General features: G+C 72.9%; 13 protein-coding genes. 7 read left to right on the top strand and 6 right to left on the bottom strand.

The window, feature by feature from the left end; all coding sequences use genetic code 11:
- The first annotated feature begins 78 nt into the window (after positions 1–78).
- Positions 79–507, top strand: a complete 429-nt coding sequence (locus ACZ4SF_RS26455) for a VOC family protein (protein WP_468388761.1) — start codon at positions 79–81, stop codon at positions 505–507.
- A gap of 177 nt (positions 508–684) precedes the next feature.
- Here ACZ4SF_RS26455 and ACZ4SF_RS26450 read toward each other — a convergent pair whose 3' ends face one another.
- The 4 genes from ACZ4SF_RS26450 to ACZ4SF_RS26435 form a co-directional block, all read right to left on the bottom strand.
- Complete coding sequence (locus tag ACZ4SF_RS26450; protein ID WP_468388759.1) at positions 685–3,123, bottom strand: right-handed parallel beta-helix repeat-containing protein; 2,439 nt, start codon at positions 3,121–3,123, stop codon at positions 685–687.
- A gap of 229 nt (positions 3,124–3,352) precedes the next feature.
- Complete coding sequence (locus tag ACZ4SF_RS26445) at positions 3,353–3,958, bottom strand: Rv1733c family protein (RefSeq protein ID WP_468388757.1); 606 nt, start codon at positions 3,956–3,958, stop codon at positions 3,353–3,355.
- 347 nt (positions 3,959–4,305) lie between these two features.
- A complete protein-coding gene (locus ACZ4SF_RS26440) occupies positions 4,306–5,130 on the bottom strand; it encodes an MOSC domain-containing protein (protein ID WP_468388755.1) in 825 nt (274 codons plus the stop codon).
- Between the two features lie 43 nt (positions 5,131–5,173).
- Complete coding sequence (locus ACZ4SF_RS26435) at positions 5,174–5,611, bottom strand: DUF6643 family protein (RefSeq protein WP_468388753.1); 438 nt, start codon at positions 5,609–5,611, stop codon at positions 5,174–5,176.
- Positions 5,612–5,891: 280 nt separating this feature from the next.
- Between ACZ4SF_RS26435 and ACZ4SF_RS26430 the strand changes: the two genes are divergently transcribed.
- Positions 5,892–7,235 (top strand): TerD family protein, encoded by a 1,344-nt coding sequence (locus ACZ4SF_RS26430; RefSeq protein WP_468388751.1) that lies wholly within the window; start codon positions 5,892–5,894, stop codon positions 7,233–7,235.
- Positions 7,236–7,241: 6 nt separating this feature from the next.
- Here the strand turns inward: ACZ4SF_RS26430 and ACZ4SF_RS26425 are convergent, their stop codons facing one another.
- Positions 7,242–8,435 (bottom strand): glycosyltransferase, encoded by a 1,194-nt coding sequence (locus tag ACZ4SF_RS26425; protein ID WP_468388749.1) that lies wholly within the window; start codon positions 8,433–8,435, stop codon positions 7,242–7,244.
- 39 nt (positions 8,436–8,474) lie between these two features.
- Here ACZ4SF_RS26425 and ACZ4SF_RS26420 point away from each other — a divergent pair, with 39 nt between their 5' ends.
- A complete protein-coding gene (locus ACZ4SF_RS26420; RefSeq protein ID WP_468388747.1) occupies positions 8,475–9,260 on the top strand; it encodes a glutamate racemase in 786 nt (261 codons plus the stop codon).
- 367 nt (positions 9,261–9,627) lie between these two features.
- Positions 9,628–10,173 carry a hypothetical protein gene (locus ACZ4SF_RS26415; RefSeq protein WP_468388745.1) on the top strand — a complete coding sequence of 182 codons (546 nt, stop codon included), beginning with the start codon at positions 9,628–9,630 and terminating at the stop codon, positions 10,171–10,173.
- 224 nt (positions 10,174–10,397) lie between these two features.
- Here ACZ4SF_RS26415 and ACZ4SF_RS26410 read toward each other — a convergent pair whose 3' ends face one another.
- Complete coding sequence (locus tag ACZ4SF_RS26410; RefSeq protein ID WP_468388743.1) at positions 10,398–11,387, bottom strand: O-antigen ligase family protein; 990 nt, start codon at positions 11,385–11,387, stop codon at positions 10,398–10,400.
- A gap of 382 nt (positions 11,388–11,769) precedes the next feature.
- Here ACZ4SF_RS26410 and lnt point away from each other — a divergent pair, with 382 nt between their 5' ends.
- The 3 genes from lnt to ACZ4SF_RS26395 all read left to right on the top strand — a co-directional run bounded on the left by lnt (position 11,770) and on the right by ACZ4SF_RS26395 (position 14,807).
- A complete protein-coding gene (lnt, locus tag ACZ4SF_RS26405) occupies positions 11,770–13,380 on the top strand; it encodes an apolipoprotein N-acyltransferase (protein WP_468388741.1) in 1,611 nt (536 codons plus the stop codon).
- 77 nt (positions 13,381–13,457) lie between these two features.
- Positions 13,458–13,937 (top strand): NUDIX hydrolase, encoded by a 480-nt coding sequence (locus tag ACZ4SF_RS26400; protein ID WP_468388739.1) that lies wholly within the window; start codon positions 13,458–13,460, stop codon positions 13,935–13,937.
- A 54-nt stretch (positions 13,938–13,991) separates the two neighbouring features.
- Positions 13,992–14,807 (top strand): 3-hydroxybutyrate dehydrogenase, encoded by an 816-nt coding sequence (locus ACZ4SF_RS26395; protein WP_468388737.1) that lies wholly within the window; start codon positions 13,992–13,994, stop codon positions 14,805–14,807.
- The last annotated feature ends 21 nt before the right edge of the window (positions 14,808–14,828 follow it).

Below are 14,828 nucleotides of genomic sequence, written 5' to 3'. Positions count from 1 at the left end.
CCACACTCTCCGTCTTTCTTCCCGGCGCCCGAGCGCGGCGCCCCATCCCAGCGGAAGCCAAGACCGGAGACATCAGCCTTGTCCTATGACCAGCAGTACCCGCACGCCGCCCAGCCGCCTGTGGCTGCCGTCCAGTTGAACCACACCGCCGTCTACGCGAGCGACCGGCGTCTGTCCGCCGAGTTCATCGCCGTGATCCTGGGCCTGGAGGTCAGTGCCCCCTTCGGACCCTTCCTCCCCGTCGACCTCGGCAACGGCGTGACGCTCGACTACTACGAGAAGAGGGACGAGCCGATCCAGTCCCAGCACTACGCCTTCCTCGTGCCCGACGAGCGGTTCGACGACATGATCGCCCGTCTGGAGGCTGTCGGGGTCACCTACTACGCCGACCCCGGCCATACCGAACCCGGCCGGATCAACCGTCTGTTCGGCGGTCGCGGCGCCTACTTCGACGACCCGGACGGCCACAACATGGAGATCATGACCCGTCCGTACATCCGCCCCTGACACGGGCGCCGCGAGGCCCTGCACGGCGAGCCTCCCGGTTGGGCGGCCGCCGGCGGGGCCGGTCAGGGCGGTTCGGGAAGGTACTCAGGGGTACAGCAGCGTCAGTGCGGTCCGGGCAGGGTATTCCGCGTCCGGCACGGTCAGGTCGGTTCGGCAGGTCCTGCGTGCCCGGCACGGTCAGGGCAGATCGGGCAGGTCTTCCGCGTACAGCAGCGTCAGGTCGTCGGTGGTGGGGTCGGCGAGCTGGGCGACCCGGCTCGCGTGGCGCTCCACCATCGCCTCGAACGTCTGCCGGGCCGTGCGGCCGTTGCCGAACGCCGGGCCCTTCGGGATCGCCGTGAAGTACTTCAACAGCGCCTCGGACGCGCCCGGCGTCAGCCGGTACTCGTGTTCGTCGGCCTGCTGCTCCACGATCCGCAGCAGCTCGTCGGGGGCGTAGTCGCCGAAGGTGATGGTGCGGGAGAAACGGGAGGCGACACCCGGGTTCACGGAAAGGAAGCGCTGCATCTCCGCGGTGTACCCGGCGACGATGACCACCACCGCGTCCCGGTGGTCCTCCATCAGCTTCACCAGGGTGTCGATGGCCTCCTTGCCGAAGTCCCGCCCGGCGTCCTCCGGGGACAGTGCATACGCCTCGTCGACGAACAGCACACCGCCGCGCGCCCGTTCGAAGGCCTCCTGGGTGCGGATCGCCGTGGAACCGATGTGCTCGCCGACCAGGTCGACCCGCGACACCTCCACCAGGTGGCCCTTCTCCAGCACGCCCAGCGAGGCGAGGATCTCGCCGTAGAGCCGGGCGACCGTCGTCTTGCCGGTGCCGGGGGAGCCGGTGAAGACCAGGTGCCGCTTGACGGAGGCCGCCTTCAGCCCCGCCTGCTGCCGGCGCCGGCCCACCTCGATCATGTCGGTCAGCGCCCGCACCTCACGCTTGACGCTCTCCAGGCCCACCAGCGCGTCGAGTTCCCCGAGCACGTCCTTCGGGGTGCGCTGCGCCTTCTCCGGCGGTGCGACGGTGACCGGCGGCTCCTGGTCCGCCGCCCGCTGCCCGGGAAACGACCCCAGCAGGCCGGCGGACTGCGTCACCGTCTGTACGGCTGTCTCGCGAGCCGTCGGTGTCCGCGGACCGCCGCTCTCGTCGCTGGTGCAGTCCTCCACGACCGGGCCCACCCCGGACCCCGCGTCCGGGCCGCCCTCGGCGAACTCGTAACCGCCGCGCGCACACCGCTCGGTACGGCATCTGCGCAGCGTCGCACGGCAGCCGTCGATCACGTGGAAGCCGTATCCGCCGCTGCCGGTCACCCGGCAGTTCAGGAAGCTGCCCCGGCCGCCCGCCGACACGTAGAAACCGGCTTCCGTGGGCGAGTCGACCGTGCAGCGCTCGATCGTCGGGTCGGCGCCCTTGGTGACGATCACCCCTGTCTGGGTGCCGTCCAGGGTGCAGTTGCTGAGCGTGCCTCCGCTGCCGTGGTCGCGGAACCACGCGCCGGTGGCCGCCTCCCTGATCCGGCAGTCGTCCAGCTGAGCGGTCGCGCCGTCGCTCACCGACACCGCCGTGTTGCGCACCTGGGACAGGTCGCTGTCGACGACGTCCGCACGGGAACCGCGGTCCAGCACGAACAGCGCGTCCGGTACGTCGTGCACCCGGCAGGAGTCGAGCACGGCGGTGGCGCCGTCGCTCACCCACACCGCCGGGTAGTCGCCGGTGCTGTCGAAGATCTCGCACTGGTTGGCGTCCACCCGGGTCCCCGGATCCCACACCGACAGGCCGTTGCGGCCGAACTGACGGACCGTCGTCCGGGTCAGCGTGAGCACCGAGCGGGAGCGCAGGTCGACCGCGTTCTCCGGGATGTCGTGGATGCGGCAGTCGGCGAGCGTGAGCACCGCGTCGGTGTCCATGGTGATGCCGTCGGCGGCGGTGCGGTGCACATCGCAGTCGGTCAGGTGCGCGGTGGCCCGCTGGGTCACCTGCACACCGGAGCCGCGCACCTCGTAGATCTCGCAACCCAGCGCCTCCAGCGAGGAGTCCTCGCCGGTCGCGGACAGCCCGGTGCCCGAGGTGTGGTGGACCCGGCAGCGCTCCAGCCGCGGATGCGCCCCGCCGCGGACCGTCACGCCGGCCTGCCCGGCCGCGACGACCTCGCACTCCTCGAACACCCCGCCCGCCCGGTCGAGTACGGCGATGCCGATACCGGCCGGGTTGTCGACGGTGCACCGGCGCACGGTGGGGCGGGCGCCCCCGCGCACCTCGATGCCGACGGCGGACCGGGTGACGATCCGCAGGTCCGTCAGCTCGGGTGTGCCCTCCTCGACCAGCAGCGCCGGCGCCGCCGCGTCCTGGCCCTCCACGTGCACGTCCTGCACCACGGCCGAGGCCCGCACGGTGAGCGGCACCCCGTCCACGGGCGCGATCCGCACCGAGCCGGGCGAGCCCTCGGGCCCACGGAGTGTCACCGGCCGCTGGACGACGAGGTTCTCCCGGTAGGTGCCGGGGGCGATCGTGAGGACGTCGCCGTCGGCGGCGGCCTCCAGGGCGGCGGCGAGCGAAGCGTACTCACCCGTGCGGCGCCGCCACCGCGAAGTACCGGTGTGCGTCACCTGGACCGTGCCCTGTGCCATGGCGTTGCTGTGCCCCCACCTCGTCGTACTGATGGCTCGCTGTCCGTCGGGGCGTTGCCGCCGGTGCCGGGACCGCGACCGTGCTCGGCCCACGGGGCATGAGCGCGTTCGCGCTCCGGGAACCTGCGCGCCCCGGGGTTCACGCACCCGCGGGTTGTCGCCGAAAGCGCTTCGGCCGGTCCACCGTAGCGTGTGCATGCATGCCGGGTTGACCAGAGCCGGAAGGCCGTCAGCTGCCGGTGCCCGCCTTGCCCCAGTCCGGGCCCGCCCGGTCCCAGGCCCGGTCCCAGTGTGCGAACCGCCGGCGGACCATGCGCCACACGGCCAGGCGCCGGCCGCACTCGACCAGGACCGCCGTCACCAGGGCCGCGCCGAACCCGGCGAGCACCGCATGTGCCGTTGCCGTGGCGGAGTCCAGGGGGCGGGTGGTTATTCGGCCGTGCGGGTCGGTCCAGAGCCTGAAGCGGTCACCTGGGTGAGGGGACTTGAGGTCCGCGAGCACCGGGCCGTGCTGCCGGGTGCCGTCCGGCGCGATCCAGTGCGCGATGACACGGCTGCGGGCCTGGCTCGCGCTGCTGGTGTCCGGGTCGGCCTCCGGCAGGGCCCCGCCCAGATCCCGGACCACGGTGGCGGTCACCACGTGGCGCGCGTGCTGCTGCTGCCGTACGGACCGCTGGAGGGAGTCCTGGGCGGCGGCACCGACCAGGCAGCCGGTCACGGGTGCGGCCACGGCGATCAGCAGCAGCGCCACCAGGGCCACCCACGCCTCGGCCGTATCGGTCGCGCGGCGCAGCGGATTGTGCCGCCAGCGCCACAGCCCACTGAGTGCCCGCATCTCCCCACCCCCTTCCGGTCCGTCATATCCCCCGGCATCGGCGCTCACCCCCCGGTCCGGACCCGGAGAGAGCGACGTCACGTCCGCCGCGGTACCTGACGCACACGGCTCCTCATGAATTTCTCACGCCCCCTCAACGACCGGGGCACCGCCCCGGGTTCCCCGGCGAGCGGAACGGGAGACAGGTCCCCCTCGGCACCGCGGAGCCCAGGGAGCATCTCAGGACGTCGGAGCCCGGGGGGCTGCCCGAGACCTCGCGTGGTGGGGACCACCCGCGACCTCGCGGAGCAGGGGACCACCCCGACACCTCGGAGCGGCGGACCATCGCAGACCTCGGAGCGCGGAACCTACTCGAGCACACGCACCGGGTCGCCCACCCGGACGGTGCCCGGCGAGACGGGCACGAGGTTCATCCCGAACACCAGCTTTCCGCCGATCCTGCGGTGTCGCGCCAGGGTGAGGAGCGGTTCCCGGCCGCGTACGGCGGTGTCCTGGTCGGTGGTCGTCACGACGCACCGTCCGCACGGCTTCGGGGCCCGGAAGACCACCTCGCCGACGGAGATCCGGGTCCAGTGGTCCTCGGCCCAGGGTTCGGTGCCGGCGACGACGACGTTGGGCCGGAACCTGTTCATGGGCAGCGGACCCTCCTGAGCGTTCGGACCCTCGGCCATGAGGGAGTTCAGGGCGTCCAGCGATGCCGTCGTGGCGACCAGCAGGGGGTAGCCGTCGGCGAAGCTCACGGTCTCGCCGGGCAGGGCGTGGTCGGGATCGATCGGGCGGCGGGTGGCCGGATCGTCCAGGTGCACCAGGCGGACCTCCGCCTGCAGATAGGCGCTGCACCAGGCGTGCGCGTCCGCCGAGGCCGGGACCGCCTCGACCTTCGTGCCGAAGATGCTCATGGGCACGGTCGCCGCCGGCTGCGGCACCTCGACCGTGAGCGGTGACTGCCCGGGTGCGGACAGACGAAGGCCGCCGCCGGCCAGAGGCTCGGCGGCGGCCATCGCGAGACGCGGCTGCTCGCGCTGTGTGACGACCTTTCCCCCGTCGTCGATCAGTGCCCAGCGTCGGTCCCCGGCCAGGCCCCAGGGCTCCACGACGGCCTCCCGGAGCGACAGCCCGCGGAGAGCCTTGACCGGATGGACGTGGATCGACAGCACTTCGGCGTTTCCCATACCGCCATCGTGCCAGGTGGCACCGACAGCCGGGATGCGCCGGTCAGTAGCCGCGGTACTGCTGGTTGTTGTACTGGTCCTGGTAGGGAGCCGGCGCAGGGCGCGGCGCGGCCGGACGCATGGCCTCGTAGCCGTTGCCCGCCACCATCGGCCGCTGCTGCTGCGGGGCCTGCGGACCGGGGTAGCCGCGCGGGGCGCTCGCCTGCTGCGGGATGTACGCCGTGGGCGCCTGCTGCAGCGGTGCGGGCTGCTGCATCTGCGGATAGCCGTAGGCGGGGGCCTGCTGGGACGGGGCCGCCGGGAGGGCGGGCAGGGCCGACGGCAGGGCGGGGAGGCTGCTGCCCGTGTCGTAGGCGGCGGGGACCCGGATCGGGGCGATCTGCGGGGTGCCCCGCTCGGCCACGAGGGAGTCGTAGATCGGGGTGTCCGGGAAGGAGGCGGAGTAGTAGCCGCCACCATAAGTGGAGCGGGGGGAGGTCATGGCACATAAGTTAAGCCCACGATGTGCTGGTTGGGGAGACCGATAAGAGGGTTGTTTTCCGTGTCGGCAGTGGTCTGGGATCCCCAATCCGAGCGAACTTGGCAAAAAGGGACGCGATTCAACGTTTGGATCGTGTAAAGGCCGAGGTCCTGGCGGGTTACCGGCGGTTGACCGGCGATCTTCCTGTGCCGTTCGTGGGCGTACGCCGCGCCCGGGAATAGGTTGTGCAGGTAGGGACGGCCGGGCGAAACCCGGAAGCCGACACGCTTTGGGGGCGGACATGTCAATGCCGAAAGGATCGAACGCGCCGGTGCCGACCACGGCCCTGCGTATCGAATTGGGCTGGCGCACCGCGCCGGGCGTACCGGACGCGGACGCCTCCGCGCTGCTGCTCGCAGCCGGAAAGGTCCGTTCCGACGGGGACTTCGTCTTCTACAACCAGCCGGCCCACTCCTCCGGGGCGGTCCGCCACGAGGGCAAGCGGACGGCCGGCGCCCACGTCACCGACACCCTGCTGGTCGACCTCGCCCGCGTGGAGGGCGCCGTGGAGCGCATCGTCCTCGCCGCATCCGCGGACGGGGGGACGTTCGGACAGGTCCCCGGCCTCTACATCGACGTGACCGATGCCGCCTCCGGCCAGGCCGTCGCCCGCTTCGACAGCGCCGGCGCGTCCGTGGAGACGGCCTTCGTCCTCGGTGAGCTGTACCGCCGTCAGGGCGGCTGGAAGTTCCGTGCCGTCGGCCAGGGCTACAGCAGCGGACTCGAAGGCCTGGCAACCGACTTCGGCATCACCGTGGACGAACCCCAGCACCCCGCACCGCCCACGTCCACGACCCCGGCGACCACGCCACGGCCCCCCACCACGGCTCCCGTGACCGTGCCACCGCCCGCCGGGACTCCCGCGACCACGCCGGCGCCCCCCGCCGCGGCCCCGAGGAACACGCCCCCGCGTCCCGCCGCCGCTCCGGCACCGCCGCCCGCACCCGCCACCCGGCCCGTCCGCCTGTCCAAGGTCACCCTCACGAAGGCGGCCCCCTCCGTGTCGCTGGCCAAGCAGGGCGGCACCTCGGGTGCCATGCGGGTTAACCTCAACTGGCAGATGCGCAAACAACTGCCGGGCTGGGGCGGCCGGTGGGGCGGCCAGGGCGACCTCGACCTCGACCTGTGTGCCCTCTACGAACTCGCCGACGGCCGCAAGGGAGTCGTCCAGGCCCTGGGCAACGCGTTCGGCTCGCTCCACCGCCCGCCGTACATCCACCTCGACGGCGACGACCGCACCGGCGCCGTGGCGAGCGGCGAGAACCTCACCGTCAACCTCGACCACGCACAGGACTTCCGGCGCATCCTCGTCTTCGTCACCGTGTACCAGGGCGCCAGCTCCTTCGCCGACCTGCACGCCACCGTCACCCTCCAGCCGCAGCACGGCGCCCCCATCGAGTTCTCGCTGGACGAGTGCACCGTTGCCTCCCCGGTGTGCGCGCTCGCCCTGATCACCAACAGCGGTGGCGACCTCATCGTCCGGCGCGAGGCGCGGTACCTGGTGCCGGAGCGCGGATCGAGCCCGCAGCGGACCATAGACCGTGCCTACGGCTGGGGCATGAACTGGACACCCGGCCGCAAGTGACCGGGCTCAGCCCTCGTCGGGCGCGGCGTCCGGGCGGGCGTAGGTGCGGCCCTTCCAGGCGGCCCCCCGCCCGCGCTGGTGCTGCACGGCCGAGTCGACCGTCATCAGCAGATACAGGAACGCGGTGAACGGCAGCAGCGGGGCGAGCCACAGCGGCTGCCGGCAGTAGCGCAGCATCGGCACGTACGTTGCGGCCATCACCGCCCACGCCGACGCGCCCACCACCGCCGCCGCCGTACTGCCCCGGGCCGCGCCCACGGCCACGGCGGCGGGCGGCACCAGATACACCAGCGCGAGCCCGGCGACCGTGCCGAGGAGCAGCATCGGGTTGTGCCGCAGCTGTGCGTAGGCGCTGCGCGAGACCATCCGCCACAGATCGTGCAGCCGCGGATAGGGACGCACGCTGTCCACCCGCTCGGCCAGCCCCAGCCACACCCGACCGCCGGCCCTCTTCACCGCGCGCGCGAGCGCCACGTCGTCGATGACGGCGTGCCGGATGGCATCCGGGATGCGCGCCTCGTCGGCCATGCCCGCACGCAGCAGCACGCAGCCGCCCGCGGCCGCGGCCGTGCGTGACCCGTGCCGGCCGATCCACCGGAACGGATACAGCTGGGCGAAGAAGTACACGAACGCCGGCACCACGAGCCGCTCCCACAGGCTCTCCACCCGCAGCCGCGCCATCTGCGACACGACGTCGAAGCCCCCGGTCCGGGCCGCCGCGACCAGCTCGCGCAGGCTGTCCGGGGCGTGCGCGATGTCCGCGTCCGTCAGCAGCAGATATTCGGGCTCACGCGCGCGGGCCAGCCCGATGCCGTGCCGCACCGCCCACAGCTTGCCCGTCCACCCCGCCGGCGGCTCACCGGGCGAGCCCACGGTCAGCGGCAGCCCGCCGAGCCGCCGGGAAAGTTCCCTGGCCAGCTCCCCGGTGCCGTCCGTACTCCCGTCGTCCACCAGGAAGACCTCCGCCCGCCCCGGATACTCCTGGGCCAGCAGCGAGGGCAGGCTCGCCGGCAGCACGGCGGCCTCGTCACGAGCGGGCACGACCACGCAGACCGACGGCCACGCGTCCGGTTCCCGGCGCTGCGGCAGCCGGACGTCCGTGCGCCAGAAGAAGCCCTGGCCCAGCAGCAGCCAGCACCAGGCGGCCAGCGACACGACGGTGATCCACAGGAAGGCGCTCACGGCCGCAGTCTGCCCCACCCGGCCGGCCCCCAGGGGCCCATCGTCTATCGTGGCCGGGTGAAGATCGCGCTCATGGACTCCGGAATCGGCCTGCTTCCCGCCGCTGCCGCGGTACGCCGGCTGCGCCCCGACGCGGACCTCGTGCTGTCCTGGGACCCGGACGGAATGCCCTGGGGGCCGCGTACCCCGGAGGACATCACCGAGCGTGCCATCGCCGTCGCGGCGGCCGCCGCCGCGCATGAGCCCGACGTCCTGATCGTCGCGTGCAACACCGCCTCGGTGCATTCCCTGCCCGCGATGCGTGCCCGCTTCGAGCCGGAGCTGCCGATCATCGGCACCGTCCCGGCGATCAAGCCGGCTGCCGCGGGCGGCGGGCCCGTCGCGATCTGGGCGACCCCCGCCACCACGGGCAGCGCCTACCAGCGCGGGCTGATCAAGCAGTTCGCCGCGGGTGTAGCCGTGACCGAGGTGGCGTGCCCCGGTCTCGCGGACGCGGTGCACCACGCGGACGAGACGGCGATCGAGGCCGCGATCGCCTCGGCCGCCGCGCGCACCCCGGACGACGTGACCACAGTGGTCCTGGGCTGCACCAACTACGAGCTGGTCGCCGAGCGCATCCGGGCCGCCGTCCAGCAGCCCGGCCGTCCGCCCCTCGTCCTGCACGGCACCGCCGGAGCGGTGGCCGCCCAGGCCATGCGCCGCATCGGAGTGGAGCCGGCCCCGGCCGCCGTCGCCGACACCAGCCTCACGGTGCTGCTGAGCGGCCGCGAGGCAAACCTCCCGGACACGGCCCTGTCCTACCCGGAAGGCCGCTTCCTGCAGGCCGTCGCGCCGGTCCGCTGACCGACGCGGAACGGGTCCCGGCCCCTGCCCTGATCCGCCGACCGTCGCGGGTCGACCCGGGTCCCGGCCTGGTCGCGGTGGCACGAAACGGTCCCGGCCCTCGCTGTGGTCCGCTGACCGGTCCCGGCGCTCGCTGTGGTCCGCTGACCGGTTCCGGCCTTCGCCTTTGTTCGCTGATCGGCCCGACCGCGGCTGCCGGCGTGGTCCGGTGCCCGGCGCGTCAGGACTAGGCGCCGGCGTGCGCCCCTGCGCGCCGGGGCGCACGCCGGCACCGAACCACCCGCGTCACGACTCCCGTGCTCGGCCCGGGCCAGTCACCCTGCGCCACGCCCTACCCGCGCAGCGAAACCTGAGTAACCTCGTAGATATGAGGGACCACCCCGAGGCCGACGACAAACGAGATCCGGACGTCTGGACGGGACGTGCCACCAACCGGGTCCAGTGGCTGCTCGCGCTGGTCGGTGCCGCCTGCATGGCGCTCGGCATCGAGCTGGCCGTCGACTCGGCCTGGAACTCGGGCGTCGCCCCGCTGGTCATGTCCGTCGTCGGCTGCATCGCGGCCGGCCTGCTGGTCCTCTTCGGCACCCTCGCCTTCGTGCACGTCGATCTCAAGCTCGACAAGGAGTGCGTCGAAGTGCGCTGCGGCCACATCGGGCTGCCGCGCCGCCGCATTCCGCTCTCGAACGTGGCCGGCGCCGACTTCACCGCCCACGTCACGCCCCGGAACTGGGGCGGCTGGGGCTACCGCTGGCGCCCCGAGAAGGGCACGGCGGTCGTCGTACGCCGTGGTGAGGGCATCGTGCTGCGCCTGTGGGACGGCCACACGTTCACGATCACCGTGGACAACGCGGAGTCGGCGGTACGGGTCATCAGGGACCGGCTGCGCACGATCAGGCCCGGAACGGCCGCTTGAGACGGCGCTGATCCCACGCGCCCCGCGCAGCGCCGGGCAGTCCGCTCGGCAACATGCCGCCACGGCTCGCACCGCACCTCGTCAGTGGCCGGCACTGCGTCGCGCCTGCGGTCGGTGCCGCAGCTCGTCAGGAGTCGGTGCCGCCTCGTGTCCACGACTCGCGTCGCACCTCGTCAGCGGCCGGCCGGCCTTGCGACGTGTCAGCGGCTCGCACCGCACCTCGCTCACACGCCCGGTGTCGCCGCGTCGCCCGGTCTCGCCGCGTCGCCCGCCCATGGCCGGGCCGTCGCCCAGCCGGCCAGCAGTCCCGCGCCGGCCGTCACCGTCGTGAAGCTCAGCGCGTTGCCCACCGACGCGAGGGCGGCCAACGCTGTGAGGGCCGCGCCCGTGGTGAGGGCGACCGGCGTGCAGCGCGGAGTGCGCCACAGCGCGTACAGGACCCAGCAGAACACGGCGGCCAGCAGGAACACCCCGATCAGGCCCTGTTCGGCGGCCTGCTGCAGTGGGGCCGAGTGCGGTGTTCCGTCGGACAGCAGCGTCCGCGGCCCGGTCCGGCCCGGTTCGCCGAACCTGCCGGGTCCGACCCCCAGGCCGCTGTTCCGGCCCGCCATCCGCAGCGCGTCCTGCCAGAGCTGCACGCGATACGGGGCGAGCCGGTCTTCGAGCGCCCCGGCGACGTCGTCCGGCAGGGCCTTTGCGGCGACCGCCCAGACCGTGCCTGCCACCAGGCTTGCCGCCGCGGCCAGGCCTGCCAGCCATGCGCCCCGGCGGCGCGCCGAGCCCGCGGCGGACGAGCACAGCAGCACGGCCGCGCTGGCCACGCACCCCGCCGCCGACCCCAGCACCGCCCCGGCGGCCACGATCACGCAAGCCAGCACGCGCAGGCCCAGCCGCAGCGCCGGTACGGTCGTCGCCCAGGCGGCACAGCACGCGGCCCCGGTGGCCAGCACCAGGAGGGCGGCCGTGGCACCGGCGTGCCCGAGCGGGGCGGCGTACCACGGACCGGGGGAGAGCCCGGGCAGCGCCACGGTCAGCGCGAGCCCGGCCGCCGCACCGATGCCGGGCGCGGCCACCGGCAGCAGGGCACCGGAGACCCGGCCCGCGGCATAACCGGCGGCCACGGCGAGCACCGCGAGCAGCATGCCCTCGGGCCGCCCGTCATGGGCCGCCGCGGTGATCAGCGACCACCCGGCGCAAGCCCCCAACAGGATCATCCCCGTCCCGTCGGAAACGTTTCTTCGTTTGCTGTAGGCGTCCGCACCGTATGCACCGGTCGCGGATCCCGTCCCCGTCGACCCCACCCGCCGCCCCTCGTACCCGGTCCCCCGACCTGTGGCAGGCCACAGCCGCGCGCCGGGTCCGGCCGCGCTGCCGAGGCTGGGCACACCGTAACGGCTGATGACCGGTTTGGGGACGAGGCGGGCCGGAATACCCGCGTTTCCGGTCGGCCGGCGGTGCGCTGCCCCGGTAGGTGCCGGCGGGCGGGGCCCGGGACCGCCGACGCGGACGAAACGGCGCCCACCAGCGACAACCGCCGATGCTCCGCCGCCGGACCGCGCTGTCGGCGGCTACGTCAACCGCCGTACACTCACCCGGGTGACCGTCACCGCAACTTCCGTGGACCAGCCGGACCAGCTCGAGCCGCAGCCCGCCCCCGGCGCGCGCGGCGGGCGGCTGCTGCGCCTGGTCCCGGCCGCCGCCTCCGCGCTCTGCGGCGTGCTGCTCTACGTCAGCTTCCCGCCGCGCACCCTGTGGTGGCTGGCCCTGCCCGCCTTCGCCGGTTTCGGCTGGGTGTTGCGCGGCCGGAGCTGGAAGGCGGCCCTCGGCCTGGGCTACCTCTTCGGGCTGGGCTTCCTGCTGCCTCTCCTGGTGTGGACCAGCGTGGAGGTCGGGCCCCTGCCCTGGGTGGCCCTGGTCGCCATCGAGGCGGTCTTCGTCGCCCTGGTCGGTGTGGGCGTCGCCGCGGTCGCCAAGCTGCCCGCCTGGCCGGTGTGGGCCGCCGCCCTGTGGACGGCGGGCGAAGCGGTACGCGCGCGCGTGCCCTTCAGCGGCTTTCCCTGGGGCAAGATCGCGTTCGGTCAGGCGGACGGTGTCTTCCTGCCGCTCGCCGCGGTGGGCGGCACCCCTGTGCTCGGCTTCGCGGTCGTCCTGTGCGGATTCGGTCTGTACGAGGCCGGCCGGCTGATCGCCGAGCGGCGCCGGACCCGGACCGTGCGGCGGGCCGCCGCGGCCGCCGCGCTGCTGAGCGTCGCCGTACCGGTGGTGGGCGCGGTCGCGGCCCGCGGGCTGGTGAGCGACAAGGCGGAGGACGGTACCGCGACCGTCGCGCTCATCCAGGGCAACGTGCCGCGCGCCGGGCTGGAGTTCAACGCCCAGCGCCGGGCCGTGCTCGACTACCACGCGCGCGAGACGCACAAGCTGGCCGCCGACGTCCGGGCGGGCAAGGCTGCCAGGCCGGACTACGTGCTGTGGCCGGAGAACTCCTCCGACATCGACCCCTTCGAGTACGCCGACGCCGCCGCCGTCGTCGAGCAGGCGGCCAAGGACATCGGCGTGCCCGTGTCCGTCGGCAGTGTGGTCGAGAGGGACGGCAAGCTGTTCAACGAGCAGATCCTGTGGGACCCGGTCAAGGGTCCGACGCAGACCTACGACAAGCGGCAGATCCAGCCCTTCGGCGAGTATCTCCCGCTCCGCTCGCTCGTCGGCGCGATGAACAAGAGCTGGACCGACATGGCCCGCCAGGACTTCAGCCGGGGCGGCAAGCCGGGCGTGTTCGACATCGAGGGCTCGAAGGTGGGCCTGGCCACCTGCTACGAGGCCGCTTTCGACTGGGCCGTGCGGGACACGGTGACGCACGGCGCGCAGTTGATCTCCGTGCCGAGCAACAACGCCACCTTCGACCGCAGCGAGATGACGTACCAGCAGCTCGCCATGTCCCGTATCCGCGCGGTCGAGCACAGCCGGACCGTGACCGTGCCGGTGACCAGCGGTGTCAGCGCGTTCATCATGCCGGACGGGCGGATCACCCGGAAGACCGGCATGTTCGTGCCCGCCTACCTCGTCCAGAAGGTGCCGCTGCGCACGTCCCGGACGCCCGCGACGGAGCTGGGCATCCTTCCGGAGATCGCCCTGGTGCTGGTCGCCGTGGGCGGGATCGGCTGGGCGATCGGGTCGGGCCTGCGCGCCCGGCGCGCCGGCGACGCGTAGTCGTACGACCGCTCTCTGACCCCGGTACGACCCCTGAACGGGCCGGGAGAGGCGCACCGGCCCGTTAGGGTCGGACCATGGCCACTCCCGAATTCATCCGCACGCTCAGGGAATCCGCCGGGCAGCAACTGCTCTGGCTCCCCGGGGTCACCGCGATCGTCTTCGACGACGAGGGCCGGGTGCTGCTCGGCCGGCGGTCCGACACGCGCAAGTGGTCGGTGATCGGCGGTATCCCGGAGCCCGGCGAGCAGCCCGCGGCCTGCGCCGTGCGGGAGGTCTTCGAGGAGACGGCGGTGCACTGCGTGCCCGAACGGATCGTTCTGGTCCAGGCACTGGAGCAGTTCACCTATCCCAACGGCGACATCTGCCAGTACATGGACATCACCATCCGCTGCCGGGCTGTGGGCGGTGAGGCCCGGGTCAACGACGACGAGTCACTGGAAGTCGGCTGGTTCGAGGCGGACGCCCTGCCGAAACTGCACGAGTTCGGCCTCTTCCGGATCAAGCAAGCCATGTCTGAGGCACCCACATGGTTTGACCCTACGACTGTCGGCTGAAGTATGGGTGGTCACCACATGTGGTGACCACGGGGTCCCGCATAGGGTCGCCGCATGACCTCGCCCGCCCCCCTGCCCGGCCCCGTTCTCCATTCCCCAGCCCTCGACCTCGACGGCCGTACGGCTCTCGTCACCGGTGCCGGCGGCGGCATCGGCCGCGCCTGCGCGCTGCGGCTGGCCGCCGCCGGGGCCGAGGTACGAGCGGTCGACCGGGACGCGGCCGGACTGGCCGAACTGGTCCAGCAGGCGCAGCGGATCGGCGGCCTCCCCGGCACCGTCGTACCGCGGGTCGTGGACCTCACCGACCTGGACGCCGCCGAAGACGCCGCCGCCGGCACGGATGTGCTGGTGAACAATGCCGGACTGCAACTCGTGCGGCCGATCGAGGAGTTTCCGCCCGAGGTGTTCCACACGGTGCTGACCGTGATGCTGGAGGCTCCCTTCCGCCTCATCCGCGGTGCCCTCCCGCACATGTACGCCCAAGGCTGGGGCCGGATCGTGAATGTGTCCTCCGTCCACGGTCTGCGCGCCTCGGCCTTCAAGTCCGCCTATGTGTCCGCCAAACATGGCCTCGAAGGCCTGTCCAAGACCGCCGCCCTGGAAGGCGCCGCCCACGGGGTCACCTCCAACTGTGTGAACCCGGCCTATGTGCGCACCCCACTGGTGGAGAAGCAGATCACCGACCAGGCACAGGCCCACGGCATCCCCGAGGAGCGCGTGCTGTCCGAGGTCCTGCTGAAGGACAGCGCGCTGCAGCGGCTCATCGAACCCGACGAGGTCGCCGAGGCCGTGGCCTACCTGTGCAGCCCGCAGGCGTCCTTCGTCACCGGCACCTCGCTCGTCCTGGACGGCGGATGGACGGCCCACTGACCAGCGCGGCAGCACCGGCTC

The organism is Streptomyces sp. NPDC027663, assembly GCF_055566415.1.
Note: the sequence above shows the minus strand (reverse complement) of the source record. Positions and strands in the feature narration are given on the sequence as shown.

What these genes read in the sequence shown, in the direction of transcription:
- ACZ4SF_RS26430 (WP_468388751.1), top strand. Translation starts at nt 5,892, where the DNA reads ATGTCAATGCCGAAAGGATCGAACGCGCCGGTGCCGACCACGGCCCTG.
- ACZ4SF_RS26435 (WP_468388753.1), bottom strand. Translation starts at nt 5,611, where the DNA reads ATGACCTCCCCCCGCTCCACTTATGGTGGCGGCTACTACTCCGCCTCC.
- ACZ4SF_RS26410 (WP_468388743.1), bottom strand. Translation starts at nt 11,387, where the DNA reads ATGATCCTGTTGGGGGCTTGCGCCGGGTGGTCGCTGATCACCGCGGCG.
- ACZ4SF_RS26445 (WP_468388757.1), bottom strand. Translation starts at nt 3,958, where the DNA reads ATGCGGGCACTCAGTGGGCTGTGGCGCTGGCGGCACAATCCGCTGCGC.
- ACZ4SF_RS26395 (WP_468388737.1), top strand. Translation starts at nt 13,992, where the DNA reads ATGACCTCGCCCGCCCCCCTGCCCGGCCCCGTTCTCCATTCCCCAGCC.
- ACZ4SF_RS26440 (WP_468388755.1), bottom strand. Translation starts at nt 5,130, where the DNA reads ATGGGAAACGCCGAAGTGCTGTCGATCCACGTCCATCCGGTCAAGGCT.
- ACZ4SF_RS26400 (WP_468388739.1), top strand. Translation starts at nt 13,458, where the DNA reads ATGGCCACTCCCGAATTCATCCGCACGCTCAGGGAATCCGCCGGGCAG.
- ACZ4SF_RS26450 (WP_468388759.1), bottom strand. Translation starts at nt 3,123, where the DNA reads ATGGCACAGGGCACGGTCCAGGTGACGCACACCGGTACTTCGCGGTGG.
- ACZ4SF_RS26415 (WP_468388745.1), top strand. Translation starts at nt 9,628, where the DNA reads ATGAGGGACCACCCCGAGGCCGACGACAAACGAGATCCGGACGTCTGG.